Below are 18,193 nucleotides of genomic sequence, written 5' to 3' on the forward strand. Positions count from 1 at the left end.
CCCTCGTCATTCGGGCGGCCATCCGTCAGCTTCCGCGCCGTCCGCCGCCGCACGTCCGCCCGCCCGCTCGCTCCCGCCAATGCCCGCCCGCCGCGCGATGACGCGCCACCTCCCCCTGGCGCTCGCCCTCGCGCTCCCCGCGCCCGCCGTCCACGCCCAGACGCCTGCCCGAGCGTCCGCGCAGGCGCCCGAGCGCGTGCTCGTCGCCGCGCCCACCGCCGCGGCCCCGCGGATCGACGGTCGCCTCGACGAGAGCGCGTGGTCGCGCGCGCAGATCGCCGATGGCTTCGTGCAGGCCGTGCCGACCGCCGGCGCGCCGGCCACCGAGCGCTCCGAGGTGCGCGTCCTCTACGACCGCACCGCGCTCTACGTCGGCTACCGGCTGTACGACAGCCGACCCGACTCCATCGCGCGCACGCTCGCGCGCCGCGACGCGGGCGGCATCTACACCGACTGGGCGCACGTCGCGATCGACAGCTACCACGACCGCCGCACCGCGTTCCGCTTCTCGCTCAGCCCACGCGGCGTGCAGGCGGACGGCTTCATCTTCGACGACACGCAGCGCGACGCGAACTGGGACGCCGTGTGGGAGGGCGCGTCGTCGATCGACTCGCTGGGCTGGGTCGCGGAGTTCCGGATCCCGCTCTCGCAGCTGCGCTACAGCGTGCGCGCCGACGGCCGCGCGCAGGTGTGGGGGATCAACTTCGCGCGCGAGATCGCGCGCAAGGGCGAGCGCTCCTACTGGTCGCCCACGCCGCCCGACCGGCCCGCGATCGTCTCGGTGATGGGGACGCTGACCGGCCTCGACTCGCTGGCCGAGCCGGGGAAGCTGGAGCTCGTGCCGTACGTGCGCGTGCAGTCCACGCAGAGCCCCGCGCAGCCCGCGAACCCGCTGCACGATCCCAGCGACGGCGAGGCCGCGGTGGGGCTCGACCTGCGCTACCGGCTGCCGCGCAACCTGACGCTGAGCGCGACGTTCAACCCGGACTTCGGGCAGGTCGAGGCCGATCCCGCGGTCGTGAACCTGAGCGCGTTCGAGGTCTTCTTCCCCGAGCGGCGCCCGTTCTTCCTCGAGGGGACGGACGTGTTCCGCTTCGGCGGCACGGTGACGTTCAACGACGACGACCGCCCGACCTTCTTCTACACACGGCGGCTCGGACGCGCGCCCGCGCTGCGGCTCGCGGGCAGCGACGTGCGGTGGGCCGAGGCGCCGACGCAGACGCCGATCCTCGCGGCGGCGAAGGTGAGCGGCAAGACGCCCGGCGGCTGGTCGGTGGGCGTGCTCGGCGCCGCGACGCGCGAGCAGGAGGCGCGCTACGTGAACGCGGCGGGCGACGTGCGCCGCGCACCCGTCGAGCCCACGAGCGGCTACGGCATCGCGCGGCTGCGCCGCGACCTGCGCGGCGGCAACACCGCCATCGGCGCGGTGGGGACGCTCGTCGCGCGCGACCTCGACGCGCCCGCGCTCGCGCCGCTGCTGCCGGAGCGCGCGGCGGTCGCGGGCCTCGACTTCCAGCACGCGTGGGACGACCGCACGTGGACGCTGAGTGGCGTGACGGCGGGCACGCGCGTGGAGGGAAGCACCGCGGCGATGACGCGCCTGCAGCGAGCGCCGTATCGCCTGTTCCAGCGCGCGGACGCCGATCACCTCGCGCTCGACACGACGCGCACGTCGCTCGCGGGCCGCTTCACGGCGCTCACGCTCGCGCGCACCGGCGGCCGCCACTGGCTCGGCTCCACGACGTTCGAGGAGACGACGCCGGGCTTCGAGACGAACGATCTGGGGTTCGGGCAGCGCGCCGACCGCCGCACGCTCTCCAACGTCGTCACGTACCGCGAGAACCGCATCGGCACGCAGGGGCTCGCGCGCCTCTTCCGCGACCATTCGGTCAGCGCGTACTACACGCACGCCTACAACTTCGCCGGCGATCGCGTCACCAGTCGCGCGGCGCTCGGCGCGGGAGGGACGCTGCGCAGCTTCTGGCGCGTCGACGCGTTCTTCTCGCAGTCGCTCGCGGTGGCCGACGACCGGCTGACGCGCGGCGGCCCGCTCGTGCACGTGCCCGCGCGCTGGAGCACCACGCTCGACGTCACCAGCGACTCGCGCCGTCCGGCGGTGCTCGGCCTCTCGCTCGCCGCCGACGGCGACTCGACGGGGCGTCGCGGACGCGGCGTCGGCCTCTCGCTCGACATGCGGCCGTCGGCGGCGGTGCGCCTGCGCGTCACGCCCGACTACGCACGGCGCACCGACACCGACCAGTACGTGACGGCGGTGGGCGATCCGCTCGCGACCACCACGCTCGGGCGCCGCTACGTCTTCGCCGACATCGCGCGCGAGGAGCTGGCGATGGAGCTGCGCGCCGACTGGACCTTCTCGCCCGCGCTGTCGCTGCAGCTGTTCGCGCGCCCGTTCGCGGCGCGTGGCCGCTACCGTGCGTTCAAGGAGCTGGAGCGCCCCGCGACGTTCGGCTTCGCGACCTACGGCGCCGACCGCGGCACGCTGGCGCGCACCGGCGGCACCGTGCGCGTGGACCCCGACGCCGCCGGCCCCGCGCCCGCGTTCTCCTTCGCGGAGCCCGAGTACGCGGTGCGCGCGCTGCGCGGCAATGCGGTCGCACGCTGGGAGTTCCGCCCGGGCTCCGCACTGTTCGTCGTCTGGCAGCGGCAGGGCGACGGTGCGCTCGACGACCCGCTCGCGGGTTCGCGCGCCGGCCTGGGGAGCGACGTGGCGCGCGCGTTCCGCGACCAGGGGCGCGACGTGCTGCTGGTGAAGGTCAGCCGCTGGCTGGGCCGCTGACCCTGCGCTGACCCTCCGCGCCGACCGTCAGCGCTGGCGCGCGGCGCGGAAGCTCCCCGATGCGACCGGTGCGCCGCCGGCCACCGGCTGCTCGATCCACGAGCCGGTGAGCGAGTCGCCGCGCACGCGGCCCACGTGGCGGCGCACGCCCGCGCCGATCGCGACGTCGAAGTCGAGCGTCGTGGAGTCCGCGGTGCGCCCCGCCATCGCGCCGCCGAGCCGGCGCTGCAGCCCGCGCGCGTCGGTCTCCACGACGTCCAGCGCGCCCGCGATGCGCGCGCCCGACTGCTCACCGACGGCGAGCGTCCCCTGGAGATCCGCGGGCGCGGGGCTCGTCTGCTGGGCGACGTAGCGCCAGCTGCCGACGACCGGCACGCCGGGTCGGCCGGGATCGGTCGCGGCGCGGCCGCACGCGGTCGCGAGGACCGGAACGCCCGCGAGGGTGGCGAGGAGGGACAGCCGGACGGCGCGAGACGATCGGGTCATGCCGGGCAGACGAGCGAGCGCACTTGCGGTGACGGCCCGGACCGTCGTTGTCATGACACGGCTGCAATCTTGTGGCGCGGGCGCATCGGCGCGCGGCGGCTGGGGTGTGGCGCCGCCACACGCATGTTGCGCCGGAGCAACGCCGGCGCGCGCCACGCAAGTCGCGCCGCTGCAAGCGGTTGAGGTTCGGTGTGGCGTGGGGCCCGGCGCCCTGAGCGGGCTCGGCCGATGCGGCGTGCACGTTGCCAGGCGTTCAGGCGTCCGGCGGGGCGTGGTGGCAGCCACGTCGGTCCGCCGGACGGCAGCATCTCGCCTCCCCCTTCCTCCCCCCGGAGAACCTCCTCATGAAGCTCCGCAAGCTGCTCCCGGCCGCCGTCGCGCTCACCGCCGTCTCCGCCGTCTCCGTGCAGGCGCAGAGCACCTGCGGCCCGGACGGCACGGGCAACCTCGCCGTCAACGCCACGGCGTGCAGCCAGAACCACGTCGTCTCGACGACGGTCAACGACATCCTCCAGCTGACGGTCAGCACGGGCACGACCGGCCTCGGCAACCCGACGATCGCCAACTACGGCGCGCTCGCGGGCAACGCGTACCTGTCGGCGACGCCGCTGGCGGCGTCGGCGGGCCCGAACGTGAAGGTCGTCGCCAACCGCGCGTACCAGGTCAGCATCGCCGCGACGACGGCGACGTTCGGCCCGGGCACCGTCAACAAGCCGGCGTCCGACGTCGAGTGGACGAAGACGAGCGGCACCTTCGCCGCCCTCGGCACCTCGGGCGCCGAGATCATCGCGGGCACCACGGGCACCGTGAACACCAACACGGACCTGAGCTTCCGCTCGCGCTGGGCGTTCGAGCGCGACCTGCCAGGCGAGTACTCGCTGACGCTGCAGCTCACGCTCGCCGCGAAGTAAGCCGACATCCGCCGGGGGGAGGCGGACGCGGCGCCCGCGAGCGCCACGGCCGTCGCCCCCCGCGGGCTCGGACCCGTTCCATCCGCACGACGCAGGTCCGCACCACGCAGGTCCCCGCCACTGGCCCGTCCCCGCACGACCTCCCTCCGCGACATGACCCCGCTCCCGTTCCCGAGCGCCCGGCGCCTCCTCGCGCTCGCGGGCCTCGCCCTCGGCGCCTCGCGCCCCGCCGCCGCGCAGCTCGGCGTGGATCGCTCGGAGATCCTGATGCGTCCCGCGATTGCCGCGGAGCGCGTCGGCGTGATCACCGTGCGCAACGTCTCCGACCGGCCCGTGCAGGCGGTCGTGAAGACCGAGGACTGGGACCGCGCCGACGATGGCGCGAACCGGTGGCTGCCGGTCGGATCGGTGAAGGGCAGCTGCGGGAGCGCGCTCACGGTGTTCCCGCTCTCGGTCAACCTGGACGCCGGCGCGTCGCAGAGCATCCGCCTGGTCGCGCACGACTCGCTCGCGACGCTGCCGCGCGAGTGCTGGAGCGCGGTGGTGCTGGAGACGGTGCAGCCCCCCGGAAAGAACGGCGTCAGCTACGTCATCCGCACCGCCGTGAAGGTGTACGTCGAGCCGGCGGGGCTGCGCGCCGCGGGCGAGGTGACCGCGATGCACGTCCGCGCGGGCGCCGCCGACGCGGACAGCCTCGAGGTCTGGTTCCGCAACTCGGGCGAGCGGCACTACGTCGCCAGGGGCACGGTCGAGTTCCGGCGCGCCGACAACAGCGTCGCCGCGACGGTGGAGCTGCCCGACTACTACGTGCTGCCCGGGGCGCGGCAGCGCGCGCTCGTGGCGATGCCCAAGCTGCCCGCCGGCGACTACCTCGTGCTGTCGATGGTGGACTACGGCGGCGACGAGATCGCGGCGATGCAGCTGGAGCACACGGTGCCGACGCCGTCGGCGCCGACGAAGGCCGCGGGCAAGTAACGCCTCCCCTCGCGCCCCGACCCGTGTCCATCGCCCCGCGACTCTCCTGGTGCCTCGGCGTGCTCGCCGCGCTCGTGGTGGGCGCGACGCGTCCCGTCGGCGCGCAGACCGGCCACCAGTTCACGCTGACGCCGAGTGGGACCGCCGCGGCGACCATCGGCGGCACGACGACGCCGTCGCCGCTGCGCACGCACTACGAGAGCGGTACCTCGGCCACGACACCCACCTGGGAGCTGGTGGCGAGCTGCCCGAACTCGGTCGGCAACGCCAGCAACTTCTGCGCGGTCGGCCTCGCGCTCGGTGGCGCGGGCGGCTCGCCGCTCGGTGCGGTGCGCGTCGACTACACGCTGAGCGGCAGCGGATGCCGCACCCCGACGCCCGCCGGCGCGAGCTACACGCGCACGCTGACGTCGACGACGCGCGTCGACCTCTTCCTCGTCACGCGCGGCAACGGATCGAGCGGCCAGTGCACCGCCTCGTCGCTCCGGTTCACCGTCGTCGACATGTCGTACACGGCCTATCGGTCGAGCGCCTCCGCGAGCACCTACTACTCGCGCGGCCTGGACTTCACCATCGAGGTCCGCTGAGCGTCATGCGTCGCCTTCCTCGCCACTCCGCGCTGCATCTCGCGCTGCTCGGCGCCGCGCTCGCGATCGGCGCGCCCAACGCGTTCGCGCAGCCGACGCTCGCCGACGCGCGCGGCACCACGCCCACCGCACCCGCCGCGCGCGACGACCGGCGTCCCGCGACCGGTCCCGCGCGTCCCGCCGACGCGCCGACCGCCATTCGCGCCGCGACGCTCGTCGTCCGCGCCGCGCCGCGCGGCTTCCACGTCGTCACGATCCCGCTCCCCGCGCAGTTCGGCGCCGACCGCCGCGCGGAGTACGTCGTGCTGCCGACGGGCGTCGCGCCGATCCTCGGGCGACACGCGGGCGCGCTCGCGCCGGGCGCCGGCGCGCGCACGGTGAGCCTCACGGTCGGCGTGCCGACCGACGTGCGCGCGGGCCTCGTGCCGGCGGGCAGCGTCGTCTTCTCCACGCCCGGCCTGCCCGACGTCGAGGTGCCGATCGCGCTCGACGTCGCGCCGCGGCGGCGCGTGGAGCTGGCGGTGACCGAGGCGCTGCGCGCCGTGCGCGCGGGTGACCGCTTCAGCATGCGCTACCAGCTCGTGAACCTCGGCAACGCCGCGGACACGCTCGCCGTGCGCGTGCAGCTCCCGCAGGGGTGGCGCGCGGAGGGCGGCGACGGCGTCACCGCGATCGCGCCGGGCGCCGCGGTCACGCGCACGCTGCACGTCGCGGTGCCGCGCGACGTCGGCCGCGGCAACGTCACGCTACGCCTGACCGCGCTCGCGCGCGGCGTCGCGGTGGCCAGCACCGACGCGGCGGTCGAGCTGCTCGGCGCCGACGGCAGCTCGTCGGGCGCGGCGGGGAGCACGATCCGCGTCGGCGCGACGAGCGTGCGCGGGCCGTGGACGGGCACGCCCGTCGGCCTCTCCTACGCGATGGACGGGCACCTCACGGACGCGATCCAGCTCTCGGCGCGCGCGGTCACGGCGCCGGATCCGGCCAGCGCGGCGGGCATGGCGCTCGCGCGCACTGGGCTCGTCGACGTGACGCCGTCGGTCGCGCTCTGGACGCCGGCGTGGCGCCTCGCCGCCGGCCCGGTCGGCGGGACGCTCACCGACCTCACCGGCACCGCGGTCGGCGGCCGCGGCGCGTCGCTGCTCGTCACGCGCCCGGGCTGGGGCATGTCGCTGCTCGCGACGCGGCCGGGCACCGGGGCCACGGCGTTCGGCACGGACGCGCTCTTCGGGCAGGCGTCGCGGCAGGTCGGCCGCCTGCGCGTCAGCACGTCGGTCAGCTCGCTCCGCGAGTCGCTCGGCCCGCTGGGCGATCCACGGCGCCTCGACGCGGTGAGCGCGGGCGTGCAGCTCGGATCCTTCCTCGACCGCATGCTCGTCTCGGAGCTCGGCTATCGCCGCTTCGACGGCGGGGCGGGGCTGGGCGCTAGCACGAACGTCGTGCTGCGCGGCGAGCGCGGGACGCTCGACGTGCGCGCGACGCACGCCGCGGGCGGCAGCCAGGCGTTCGCGCGCGGCACCGACGAGATCGCGGCGTCGGCGAGCCGCCGCGTCGCCTCGTGGCTCAGCGTCGACGGCTCGGCGTGGCGCCTGGACGACGGCGGCGCGTCGGCGCGCGCGCTCCGCACCGACGGGTGGACCGTGGGCGCGAGCACGCGCCTCGCGTCGCTCGCGTCGCTCCACGTCGGCGCGCGCAGCTCGGCCTACGAGAGCGAGGCGCCGGCGGGCCGCTTCGGCAGCGGCGACCGCTCGCTGTTCGGCAGCGTGCAGGCCGGCGGCGGCGCGCTCGGCGCGTCGGTGGACGGCGCGTTCGGCGTGCGGACGCGCACCATGGCCGGCGCCGACGCGACCGCGTTCGTCGACCGCGCGCTCACCTCGCGCGTGTCGGGGACCGTGCACCTGTCGGGCGTCGCCGGCACGCTCGCGGGCACGGGCGCCGTGACCGACAACGGCGCCGGTAGCGGCTTCCCGGCCCGCCAGATCGAGTACGGCCTGCGCGCCGACCAGGTGCCGCTGCTCGCAGTGTCGGGCGTGCGGCTCCTCACCGGCGGCGCGGCCACGCGCTCGACCTCGTTCGTCACGCCCGGCGCCTGGCTCACGACGCTCAGTGGCACGCTCGGCATCGAGCTCCCCCTCGGCGTCCAGCTCGACGTCGAGGCCGAGCGGAACCCCCTGTACTTCGCGAGCGCGCTCGGCGCGAGCGCGGCGCCCGGCTGGATCTGGTCGCTGCGCGTCGAGCGTGCGCTGCGTCTGCCGCGCTTCGGCCGCAGCGGCACCGTCGAGGGCCACGTGTTCGCCGACACCGACGGCGATGGGCGCCGCGGCCGGAGCGAGCGCGGCGTCGAAGGCATCGTCGTGCGCCGCGGCCGCGAGACCGTCGTGACGGGGCGCGATGGACGCTACCGCTTCGTCGGCCCGTCGAGCGACGTCGCCGCGATCGACGTCCGCTCGCTGCCGCTCGGGTGGGTCGCCGCGGGCGGCGCTGGCGGCGCGGAGGGACGCGGCGGCGACATGGCGGTCGTCGCGCTGGCGGCGATCGACGTGCTGCTGCGCGCCGACGACGCGGACTCGACGCGCGTGTCGCGCGAGGACCTGGAGCGCTCGATCGTCACCGCGCGCGACAGCGCGGGCCGCACGTGGGTCGCGCGTGCGGTGTCGCCCGGCCTCGCGCGCTTCGACGCGCTGCCGCCGGGCCGCTACGTGACCAGCGTGGACTTCTCGCAGGCGCGCGAGCCGCTGCGCGTCGCGTCCGCGATGCCGTCCTTCGTCGTCGGCACCGGCAACGTGCCGCCCCTCCAGCTGCTCGTGCGTCCACGCCCGCTCCGCCTGCAGGTCGCGCGGCGGCCCGCGAGCGACTCGGCCGCGGCCGCCGTGCGCGCCGCGGAGTCGCAGGACGCCGGTCGTCAGCAGCGGTAGCCGCCTCCCGTGCCCAGCCTCATGTCCATCCGCCATTCCCTGCCCGCCGCGCTGGCCGCGGCTGCGCTGACGCTCTGCGCATCGGAGGCCGGGGCGCAGTGTCCGTCGACGGCCATCGCCCTGACGGGCAATCCCAGCGCATCCGTGACGCTGTGCATGCGCGTGCAGGACGTGCTGCAGATGCGGACCACGTCGACGCTGACGGCGCCGGCGACGCTCACCGCGGCGCAGTTCACCGCCAGCGCGACGCCCGCGGGCTCGTCGACGTACGTGCCGTTCGGCGGCAAGGTGAACCTCGAGGTCGCGGCGAACCGGCCGTTCGCGGTCACGGTCACCGGCGCCTTCAGCGGCCCGGGCACCAAGAGCGCGTCGGACGCGCTCTGGAGCACGACGGCCGGCGTGTTCACCAACACCGCGCGCGACGTGAGCGCCGCGAACGCCGAGTCGAACCGCACCATCCCGTTCGCCGTCACGCCGGCCGCGCGGGCCGCGTGGTCGCAGGACGTCTATTTCGCGTCGCGCTGGGTGTACGAGACCGACCGCTCCGGCACCTACAACCTCACGCTGACCTTCACGCTGGCGGCGAAGTGATGGCCATGCCCGCTCCCTTCCGGTGCCGCGCCGCGTGGGCCGCGCTCGCGCTCGGCCTCGCGGCGTGGAGCCGCCCCGTGCACGCGCAGGGCCCCGGCCCGAAGACCGCGACCAACGTCGTGTCGACGGTGGTCGGCGGCGTGTTCGCGCACACGGCCTCGCCGCTGACGCAGAACGCGCAGGCCGGCAACCTCTGCTCGCCGGGCTTCTGCTACACCGGCAGCGTGACCGCGCGCGGCAACCGCGGGTGGCAGCTGCAGGTGCGGCTCGCGTCGGATCCGGGCACCTTCTACGTGAACTACGTGCAGACCAGCGTGCCGCCGAGCGCGCAGGCGGTCAACAGCGGCGTGCAGACGCGGCTCGGCACCGACAGCTGGCTGACCGTCGCCACCGGCACCGACGCGACCGCGGGCGCCCCCATCGGCGTCCAGCTGAACGCCAACAAGGTGAGCGGGAAGAACGGCATCGTGCCGACGCCCGCGCAGCTGGCCGGCGTGCTGGCGTGGCAGGTGGTCGCCTACCCGTGACCCGCGGCGGCTGTCCAGGCTCGCGCGACCACCAGCACGAAGGGGTGAGCGAGAGCTGAGCGTCGAGCGACGGCCCACCGGACGCACGCCGCGCGCGAATGCATGGCGGTGCGGGCGCGGTCGTGGGCGGAGGCGACCTGCGATCGCAGCAAGGAGACCTGATGCGCGCAGCGCGATCGTGGGCTCCGCAGCGCCCCCGATCGCTGTGGAGCCGCAGCCCACGACCGCGCCCGCACCGCGGCTCACGGATGCATGAAGGGCCGGCACCAGAGGCACCGGCCCTCGTCCACGCGGCAGTCAGCCGGTGATCACACCTTGCTGTGCACGAAGCGCGCGGCCTCGCGGCGGTCCGCCGCCACGTAGATCTCCACGTCGCCGAAGAACGCCGGCGACTCCGCCTGCAGCACGCGCAGCACCGCCACCGCCAGCCGGCGGATCTCCAGCTCCGCGGCCTCGCTGGAGCGCAGCTCCAGCAGCGTGCGCCACGCGCGGGCGTTGCCCGTGCACACGATCTTGGTCTCGGTGGAGTTGGGCAGCACGCCGCGCGCCGCCTCACGCGCCATCTTGCGGCGGTGGACCTTGTCGTCCACCCACTTGTAGCGCTCCATCAGCTGCTCCACGAGCGCCACGTACGCCTGTTGCGCGCCCTCCACCTGCGCGCGCCACGCAGCCTCCAGCTCCGCGTCGCCCACGATCGCCGGCGGCACCACGAAGTTCGCCTGGCTCTCGTCCACGTAGCGCTGCGACAGCTGCGAGTACGCCATGCCCGCGCGGTGCCGCACCAGCTCGTGCGTCAGCGAGCGGCTCACGCCCTCCAGCAGCAGCGAGTAGTTCGCGTGCTCCAGCACGGAGCCGTGGCGCTGCCGCTTGATGTTCTCGATGTACTCCGCCGTCGTGCGCCCCGCGGGGTTGTGCTGCGACATGTAGCACAGGCGGCCCGCGAACTCCGCCAGCCGCTCGCCGTCGCTGCTCTCGCCCTTCCAGGCGACCGGCAGGTGCGCGGGCTCGACGAACTGCGGGCGGGCGATCAGCGTGACGGTCGGCTCGGTGAAGTACATCGGGCGCTCGGCGGAGGGTCGGGCGCGGCGCTCGGACGACCCGACCGCGCGGCGCCCGCAACCTACTCGCGCGCCCGGTCCACCCCCAGGGGCCCCGCGAGCGACGCCGCCAGCGCCGCGGTCATCGCGACCATGTGCTCGTCGGTCCGGAAGAGCGGGAGCCGGTGCTCGCCCGTCGTTCCCGCCGTGGGCCCCGCGTCCACGGCGGGCATCGCGGACGGCGGCGTGACGGCGCGGTGCGAGTCGGTCGGCGTGCGGCGCTCGATCTCGCACGTCTCGAGCGTGCGCTCCACCGCGCGGCGCATGCGCTCCGTCAGGTCGGCGCGCTCCAGCGCCAGCGGGCAGCGCGCCACCCACGCGGCCAGCCGGCGCACCGCGTCCGGTCCCTGGCCGAGGGCCACCAGCTCGCGCGTCACCGCCTCCGCGGCGTTCTCGATCAGGCGCGAGTCGGGCGGCGCGTAGCCGGCGGTCGCGGTCATCGCGACCTCGAGCCGCCGCATCGCGTGCAGCACCTGCGATTCTGCATCCATCGGATGGCCTCGTGCACGCCGGCGTCGGCGCGCAGTCGCGGGAAGTACGGACGGCGCATGATGCAGCATGATGCAGCGGCGCGTAGCATAACCGCCCCGCGCGCGAGCGGAAGTGTCGCGCGCACACCGCGTTGCGACGCGCGCGTGTCGAGGCGTTCAGCTGCGCGCCCGCCATTGTCGCATCATGACGCAAAAGTCACGACGCACGGCGATGCGCGTCGATGCGCGTCGATGCGCGTCGGTGCGCGTCGATGCGCGTCGATGCGCGTCGGTGCGCGTCGGTGCGCGTCGGTGCGCGTCGGTGCGCGTCGGTGCGCGTCAGTGCGGCGCGCTCGCCGCGGGCGCCGGCGCCGGCTCCGCGTCCACCAGCGCGAGGCGGTCCGCCGCGTAGTCGCGCGTCGCCGCCACGTGGTCCAGCGCGCGGCGCGCGGCGTCGGGAAGCGGCGGCAGCGCGGGGTCGTACTTGATCGCCGCGAGCGCCTGCTGCCCGTCGGTCGGCACCTTCACGCCCGGGTTGAGGATCCCCGCCGGGTCGCACGCGCGCTTCGTCGCGGCGAACAGCGCCAGCACCTCGGGCGCCCACGTGCGCGCCAGCAGCGGCGTGCGCAGGCGGCCGTCGCCGTGCTCGCCCGCGAGCGTGCCGCCCAGGCTCGCCGCGAGCGCGGTCACGTCCTCCAGCACCCCGGCCACGCGCGTGCGCCACGCCGGGTCGCGCACGTCCACCAGCGGGTTCACGTGCACGTGGCCGTCGCCCGCGTGGCCGAAGATCACGCCGCGCAGCTCGTGCCGCGCCAGCGCCGCGCGCACGCCGCGCACGTACTCCGCCAGCCGCCGCGGCGGCACCGCGCCGTCCTCGATGAACTGCATCGACTTCAGCTCGGGGTCGAGCCGCGCCAGGATCGGGCTCGCCGCGTGCCGCAGCGCCCACAGCACGCGCTCCGCGGAGGGCTCCAGCGCCATCACCGCCTCGTGCGCGCCGCCCTGCTCGAACGCGCGCCGCAGGCGGCGCGCCGCGTCGCCCGCCTCCTGGCTCGACGCGCCCTCGACCTCGGCGAGCAGCACCGCCTCGGTGCCGCGCGGCGCGCGCCACCCGGTGCGGCGGCCCGCGCCCGGCAGGTCGCTGCCGCGCGCGGCGACGTCGAGGAAGGTGCGGTCGAGCAGCTCGCACGCGACGGCGCCAGCATCGCGCGCCTCCACCGCGGCGGCCACCGCGTCGTCCAGCGAGCCGAACGCGCCCAGCACGCTCGCCGTGGCGCCGGGGACCGGCGAGAGCGCGAGCTCCAGCCCCGCGAACACCGCCAGCGTCCCCTCGCTCCCCACCAGCAGGTCCACCAGCTCGCCCGACGCCAGCCAGTCGGCCAGCGCGTAGCCCGAGGAGTCCTTGCGCACCGCGCGCCGCAGCGGGACGCCGCGCGCGGCCGCCGCGCGCGCCGCGGGCGCGACGTCGCGCAGCAGCCGCCGCACCGCCGGCACGTCGGGCGCGGGCGCGCCGCGCCGCACCACCGCGCGCGAGCCGTCGGCGAACACGCAGTCGAGCGCCGTCACCCAGGGCCGCATCGCGCCGTGGCGCAGCGAGTGCGCGCCGGCGGCGTTGGCCGCCGCCATCCCGCCGACGGTGCAGAAGCGCCAGCTCGACGGGTCGACGGGGAAGCGGAGCCCCGACTCGCGCGCCCGCGCGTCGACGTCCGCGCCCACCACGCCCGGCTGCGCGAACAGGCGGCGCGCCGCGCGGTCGACGGCGCCGAGGGCGCGCAGGCGGCTCACGTCCAGGATCACGCCGTCGCCGATCGCGCCGCCCGCCATGCTGCTCCCCGAGCCGCGCGGGACCAGCGGCGTCCCCGTCTCCGCGGCCCACGCGACCAGCGCCTGCACGTCCGACGGATCGGCGGGTACGGCGACGGCCCGCGGCACCACCTGTCCGATCCCGGCGGCCTCCGCGTAGGCGGCGCGGGCGGCGTCGTCGCGGCGGAAGGCGCCGCGAAAGTGCGGCGGATGGGCGGGCGGAGCGGTCATGCCGCACGAAATCGCCCCTGCACCCGCCCGCGCAAGTGCAGGTGCAAGTGCAAGGAGGACGGAGCGTTGCGGGACCGGCTATCTTCCGTCCATGTCGTCCGTTCCCGTCGCCCTCCCGCCCGACGCGCAGGCCGCGGTCGCCGCCGCCGTCGCGCGCCGCGACGCGCGGCGGTTCTGCGAGGTCATCCTCCCGCACGTCTCGCGCACCTTCGCCATCGGCATCCGGGCGCTCCCCGGCCCCCTCGGCCGCGCGGTGCTGACGGCGTACCTCATCTGCCGCATCGCCGACACGGTGGAGGACGCGCCGGGCATGGCGCCCGAGGCGAAGGGCCCGCTGTTCGACGCGCTGATGGAGTGCTTCGATGGGCAGGCCGCGGCGGACGCGTATCCGGCGCGGTGCACCGCGGTGACCGGCGAGCCGGCGCACCTCGCGCTGGTGGAGCACGCGGACCTCGTCTTCGCCTACTTCCACACGCTGCCCGCGTCGACGCGCGCGATCGTACGCCAGTGGGTGGGCGAGATGGCGATGGGGATGAAGAAGTTCGTCTTCCTCTACCCGCACGGCATCCGCATCCAGACGGTCGAGGAGTTCCGCGAGTACTGCTACTACGTCGCGGGCACGGTGGGCTATCTGCTGACGGACCTCTGGCACGAGCACGTGCCGTCGATCGGCCGCGGCCACCACGCGCGGCTGCGCGAGCGGTGCCGCGCGTTCGGCGAGGCGCTGCAGACGGTGAACATCCTCAAGGACGTCGCGCACGACGCGGTCGTCGAGAACTCGATCTACGTGCCCGAGCAGCTGCTGCGCGAGCACGGCAGCTCGCAGGCCGCGCTGCTGCACGCCGACCGCGAGGCCGAGACGCGCGGCGCGATCGAGCGGCTGATCCAGCTCGCGTGGGCGGACCTCGAGGAGGCGCGCCGCTACCTGCTGCTCATCCCGCGCCGCGCGGTATCCATCCGCCTGTTCTGCATCCTGCCGCTGCTCTACGCCTACGCGACGCTGCGCGACCTGACGCACAGCTCGGCGATGCTGCGGCCGGGCGGCACGGTGAAGATCTCGCGGCGGGAGGTGAAGGCACTGCTGACAGCCGGCTCGCTGCTCGTGATGAGCAACCGCGCGGTGCGCTGGCTGGTCGAGCGCGTGCGGCGGCGCGAGTTCCGGCTGGCCTGGCAGTGAGGCGCGGCGGGCTGCGGATCTGAACCGCCCACGGCATTTGCAAGGATGAAAGTCCGATAAGATCGGATAAGAGCGGATGGCTCCGCGTCGGGCGACGTTCCTCGCACCCACGCGGAGCCATCCGTGGTTATCAGATCTGGTCAGATCTTCATCCTTGCGATGCCGTTCGCACTTCCGGTCGGGCGCGCCTCACGACTGGCGCGCGCGGTGTGACGCAGGCGTAACGCCGCAGCGCTGGCCACCCGCGCCAGGAGAGGATATGCTCGGGTGCCGCCGACGTCGGCGGGCCTGTACGCCCTCCTCTCCTGACCTCCCCTCCATGTTCTCTCAGACGACGCGACGCGTGCTATCGGGCGCGGCACGGGCCGTCCTGCTCCTCACGGCCGCCGCGATCCCCGCCCGCGCGCAACAGGCCACGACCACCGGCGCCGTCCGCGGCGTCGTCACCAACGACGCGGGCGCGCCGGTGCAGGCGGCCACGGTCGTCGCCACCGACGCCGAGTCGGGCGTGCGGCGCGGCACGCAGACCGACGCGCAGGGCCGCTACCAGATCCCGTTCCTGAACCCCGGCCGCTACGTCGTCCGCGCGCAGATGATCGGCTACCGCCCGGTCGAGCGCCCCGCGGTGCGCATCGGCCTCGGCCAGGTGGAGCGCATCGACTTCACGCTCGCCACCTCTGCGACGCAGCTCTCGGCCGTCAGCGTGGTGGCCGAGCAGACGCCGCTGGTGGAGACGCAGAAGACCGGCGCCAGCGCGCGCATCGACGAGCGGCAGATCGCGACGCTCCCCACCAACGGGCGCAACTTCAAGGACCTGGTGGTGCTCACGCCGGGCGTGAGCGACGTCTCCGGCGGCGGCGCCGGCGGCGGGCAGTCCATCGGCGGCGGGCGCACGGCCGCGTCCAACCTCCTCATGGACGGCGTCAACAACAACGAGCAGTTCTTCGGCGGCGACGCCCGCGGCGGCGACCGCGCGCCGTTCAGCTACTCGATCGAGGCGGTGAAGGAGATCCAGGTCATCACCGCCGGCTACGACGTCGAGCGCGGCAACTTCACCGGCGGCACGGTGAACGCCGTCACCAAGTCGGGCACCAACCGCTTCAGCGGCGCGATCTTCGACTACGCGCGGCAGGACAAGCTGGGCGGGCTGCCGATCACGGCGCGCGACTTCAACGGCAACAAGCCGCTCGACTTCAGCTCGCAGCAGTACGGGATCGCGCTCGGCGGCCCGATCGTGAAGGACCGCGCGCACTTCTTCGTCACGGCCGACCAGCAGCGCCGCCGCGAGCCGCGGCCCGTGTTCGACGCGTCGGCGGGGACGTTCAGCGTCGGCTCGCCCGCGTTCCGCTTCGCGCAGGACACGCTCGCCCGCATCCTTCAGGTCGCGCGCGACTCGCTCGGCTACGACCTGGCGTCGGAGGTCGGCGCGTTCCGCCAGGAGGTCAACGAGACGGCGCTCTTCGGCCGCGTGGACTGGCAGCTCGGCGAGCGCCACACGCTGTCGGTGCGCGACAACTTCGTCTCGTTCGAGCAGAAGAACGACCGCGTGAACACCGCGCCCAGCGGGGCCGGCGACTTCCTCTCCAACGGCGGTCCGTACAAGACGACCACGAACAGCATCGTCGGCTCGCTGACGTCGCTCTTCGCCGTGGGGCTCAGCAACGAGCTGCGCGCGCAGTACGCCTACGAGGACAAGCCCCGCCCGTCGAATCCGTCGGGCCAGTTCGGCGTCCCGCTGCCGCAGGTGACGATCAGCGGCATCGGCTCGGCCGGGCGCACGGGCACCACGTCCGTGATCTTCGGCGCCGACCCGGTGCTGCACAGCAACCTGCTGGAGACGAAGACGTTCGAGTTCATCGACAACCTCCGCTGGACGCGCGGCGCCCACACGTACAAGCTCGGCGTGAACGTGAACCGGGTGCACGTCTTCAACGACTTCTTCCTGAACTCGCTGGGGACGTTCACCTACAACTCGCTGACGGCCTTCGTCCAGAACCGGCCGACGAGCTTCACGCGCGCGCTCCCCTTCATCGAGAACGGCGTCAGCCTGGGGAACCCGATCGCCGAGTTCACGGCGTGGGACGGCGCGGTGTACGCGCAGGACGAGTGGCAGGTCACGCCGAAGCTGTTCGTGCAGTACGGCGTGCGCTACGACGGGTCGTACTATCCCGACGCCGCTCGCGCCAACCCGGACGTCGCGGCCGCGTTCCCGGGGCTGCGGACGGACAAGACGCCGACCGACGGCAACAACGTCGCGCCGCGCGTGGGCTTCACGTTCGACCCGGGCGCGAACGGCCGGCAGGTCATCCGCGGCGGCACGGGCCTCTTCTTCGGGCGCACGCCCTTCGTGTTCATGGGCAACGTCCTGTCCAACACGGGTCGTAGCCAGCTGAGCCTCAACTGCACGGCGACGGGCACGGTGCCGCGCCCGAACTTCTCGGCCTACGCGCAGAACCCGGCGAGCATCCCGACGACGTGCGTCGGCGGCGGCACCGCGGCGGCGGGCACGCCGACGGTCAACGTGTTCAGCGACGACTTCCAGCAGTCCTACGCGTGGAAGTCGAACCTCGGCTACGACCGCGAGATCGCGCGCGGCTGGCGTGCCGGCGTCGAGGCCGTGTACTCGATGACGCGCGACAACTACCTGGTGACCGACGCGAACCTGGTGGCGACGCCGCGCTTCGTCGCCGACGGGCACATCCCGGTGTTCGTGGACGCCGCGACCATCACCGCGAGCAACGGCGCCATCAACCGCCGCAACAGCCGCGTCAACCCGGCGTTCGACAACGTCTTCGTCCAGAACTCGCGCGGCCGGGCCGACTCGTTCCAGGGGATCGCCAGCCTGACGGGCCGCATCGCGCGCGCCTACGTCACCGCGGCGTACACCTACGACAACACGCGCGACAACGGCTCGGTGTCGTGCTGCATCGCGGGCGGCGACCTGTTCGCCAACACGCGTGTCGCCGGCAACCCCAACGACGTCGACGCGCAGCGCGGTCCGGCGGACTTCAGCCGCACGCACACGATCGTCGTGTCGCCGTCGGTGGAGCTGCCGTGGGGCTTCAACCTGAGCGCCATCTACCGCGGCTTCTCCGGCCGTCCGTACACGCCGCGCTACCAGTTCGACGTGAATGGCGACGGCCAGGCGAACGACCGCGTCTACGTGCCGACGGTGGCCGAGATCGCGTCGCTCAACCTGCCGGCGGACGCGGCGCTGCGCACCGGCACGCCGGCGCAGGTGCTGGAGCGGCTGATCGGCGAGAACGACTGCCTGCGCGAGGCCCGTGGCCGCTTCGTGGGCCGCAACGCCTGCCGCAATCCGTGGCAGAACGTCCTCGACGCGCGCGTGGCGAAGAAGTTCCGCACGGTGGGCACGCAGAACATCGAGCTGGTGGCGGACTTCTTCAACGTGCTGAACGGGATCGACCGCGACTGGGGCCGCCGCCTCGAGGTCGCGAGCGCCGACGCCGTCCTCCTCGCGCCGTCCGGCTTCAGCGCGACGACGCAGAAGTTCGCGTACCGCGTGAACGAGAACTTCGGCACCGCGACGCCGTCGCAGTTCACGCTGACGCAGCAGTTCCAGATGCAGCTGGGGCTGCGCTACAGCTTCTGACGGCAGCGTCGAGCGT

General features: G+C 74.6%; 13 protein-coding genes. 9 read left to right on the forward strand and 4 right to left on the reverse strand.

Annotated features, from left to right (window positions below; translation table 11 throughout):
- Nucleotides 1–79: 79 nt before the first annotated feature.
- A complete protein-coding gene (locus rosag_RS17735; RefSeq protein WP_284351503.1) occupies nt 80–2,797 on the forward strand; it encodes a DUF5916 domain-containing protein in 2,718 nt (905 codons plus the stop codon).
- Nucleotides 2,798–2,824: 27 nt separating this feature from the next.
- On the opposite strand, the gene rosag_RS17740 is transcribed toward rosag_RS17735, so the two are convergent.
- Nucleotides 2,825–3,283 (reverse strand): hypothetical protein, encoded by a 459-nt coding sequence (locus tag rosag_RS17740; RefSeq protein WP_284351504.1) that lies wholly within the window; start codon nt 3,281–3,283, stop codon nt 2,825–2,827.
- Nucleotides 3,284–3,627: 344 nt separating this feature from the next.
- On the opposite strand from rosag_RS17740, the gene rosag_RS17745 reads away from it, so the two are divergent.
- The 6 genes from rosag_RS17745 to rosag_RS17770 all read left to right on the forward strand — a co-directional run bounded on the left by rosag_RS17745 (nt 3,628) and on the right by rosag_RS17770 (nt 9,786).
- Nucleotides 3,628–4,194 (forward strand): hypothetical protein, encoded by a 567-nt coding sequence (locus tag rosag_RS17745; protein ID WP_284351505.1) that lies wholly within the window; start codon nt 3,628–3,630, stop codon nt 4,192–4,194.
- A gap of 153 nt (nt 4,195–4,347) precedes the next feature.
- Complete coding sequence (locus rosag_RS17750) at nt 4,348–5,169, forward strand: fimbrial biogenesis chaperone (protein ID WP_284351506.1); 822 nt, start codon at nt 4,348–4,350, stop codon at nt 5,167–5,169.
- A gap of 23 nt (nt 5,170–5,192) precedes the next feature.
- Nucleotides 5,193–5,756, forward strand: a complete 564-nt coding sequence (locus tag rosag_RS17755) for a hypothetical protein (RefSeq protein ID WP_284351507.1) — start codon at nt 5,193–5,195, stop codon at nt 5,754–5,756.
- 5 nt (nt 5,757–5,761) lie between these two features.
- The gene (locus rosag_RS17760; protein ID WP_284351508.1) at nt 5,762–8,668 is read left to right on the forward strand and encodes an NEW3 domain-containing protein; all 2,907 of its coding nucleotides are present in this window, start codon (nt 5,762–5,764) and stop codon (nt 8,666–8,668) included.
- Nucleotides 8,669–8,677: 9 nt separating this feature from the next.
- Nucleotides 8,678–9,259, forward strand: a complete 582-nt coding sequence (locus rosag_RS17765) for a hypothetical protein (RefSeq protein WP_284351509.1) — start codon at nt 8,678–8,680, stop codon at nt 9,257–9,259.
- A gap of 5 nt (nt 9,260–9,264) precedes the next feature.
- The gene (locus tag rosag_RS17770; protein ID WP_284351510.1) at nt 9,265–9,786 is read left to right on the forward strand and encodes a hypothetical protein; all 522 of its coding nucleotides are present in this window, start codon (nt 9,265–9,267) and stop codon (nt 9,784–9,786) included.
- 308 nt (nt 9,787–10,094) lie between these two features.
- Here rosag_RS17770 and thyX read toward each other — a convergent pair whose 3' ends face one another.
- The 3 genes from thyX to rosag_RS17785 all read right to left on the reverse strand — a co-directional run bounded on the left by thyX (nt 10,095) and on the right by rosag_RS17785 (nt 13,387).
- Nucleotides 10,095–10,844 (reverse strand): FAD-dependent thymidylate synthase, encoded by a 750-nt coding sequence (thyX, locus tag rosag_RS17775; RefSeq protein WP_284351511.1) that lies wholly within the window; start codon nt 10,842–10,844, stop codon nt 10,095–10,097.
- 62 nt (nt 10,845–10,906) lie between these two features.
- The gene (locus rosag_RS17780; RefSeq protein WP_284351512.1) at nt 10,907–11,374 is read right to left on the reverse strand and encodes a hypothetical protein; all 468 of its coding nucleotides are present in this window, start codon (nt 11,372–11,374) and stop codon (nt 10,907–10,909) included.
- A gap of 318 nt (nt 11,375–11,692) precedes the next feature.
- Nucleotides 11,693–13,387 (reverse strand): FAD-binding oxidoreductase, encoded by a 1,695-nt coding sequence (locus tag rosag_RS17785; RefSeq protein WP_284351513.1) that lies wholly within the window; start codon nt 13,385–13,387, stop codon nt 11,693–11,695.
- Between the two features lie 91 nt (nt 13,388–13,478).
- Here rosag_RS17785 and rosag_RS17790 point away from each other — a divergent pair, with 91 nt between their 5' ends.
- Nucleotides 13,479–14,564, forward strand: coding sequence for a phytoene/squalene synthase family protein (locus rosag_RS17790; RefSeq protein WP_284351514.1), 1,086 nt, complete (start codon nt 13,479–13,481; stop codon nt 14,562–14,564).
- Between the two features lie 319 nt (nt 14,565–14,883).
- Nucleotides 14,884–18,177, forward strand: a complete 3,294-nt coding sequence (locus rosag_RS17795) for a TonB-dependent receptor (RefSeq protein WP_284351515.1) — start codon at nt 14,884–14,886, stop codon at nt 18,175–18,177.
- Nucleotides 18,178–18,193 lie beyond the last annotated feature (16 nt).

It is taken from the genome of Roseisolibacter agri (assembly GCF_030159095.1).
GTDB classification, from domain to species: domain Bacteria; phylum Gemmatimonadota; class Gemmatimonadetes; order Gemmatimonadales; family Gemmatimonadaceae; genus Roseisolibacter; species Roseisolibacter agri.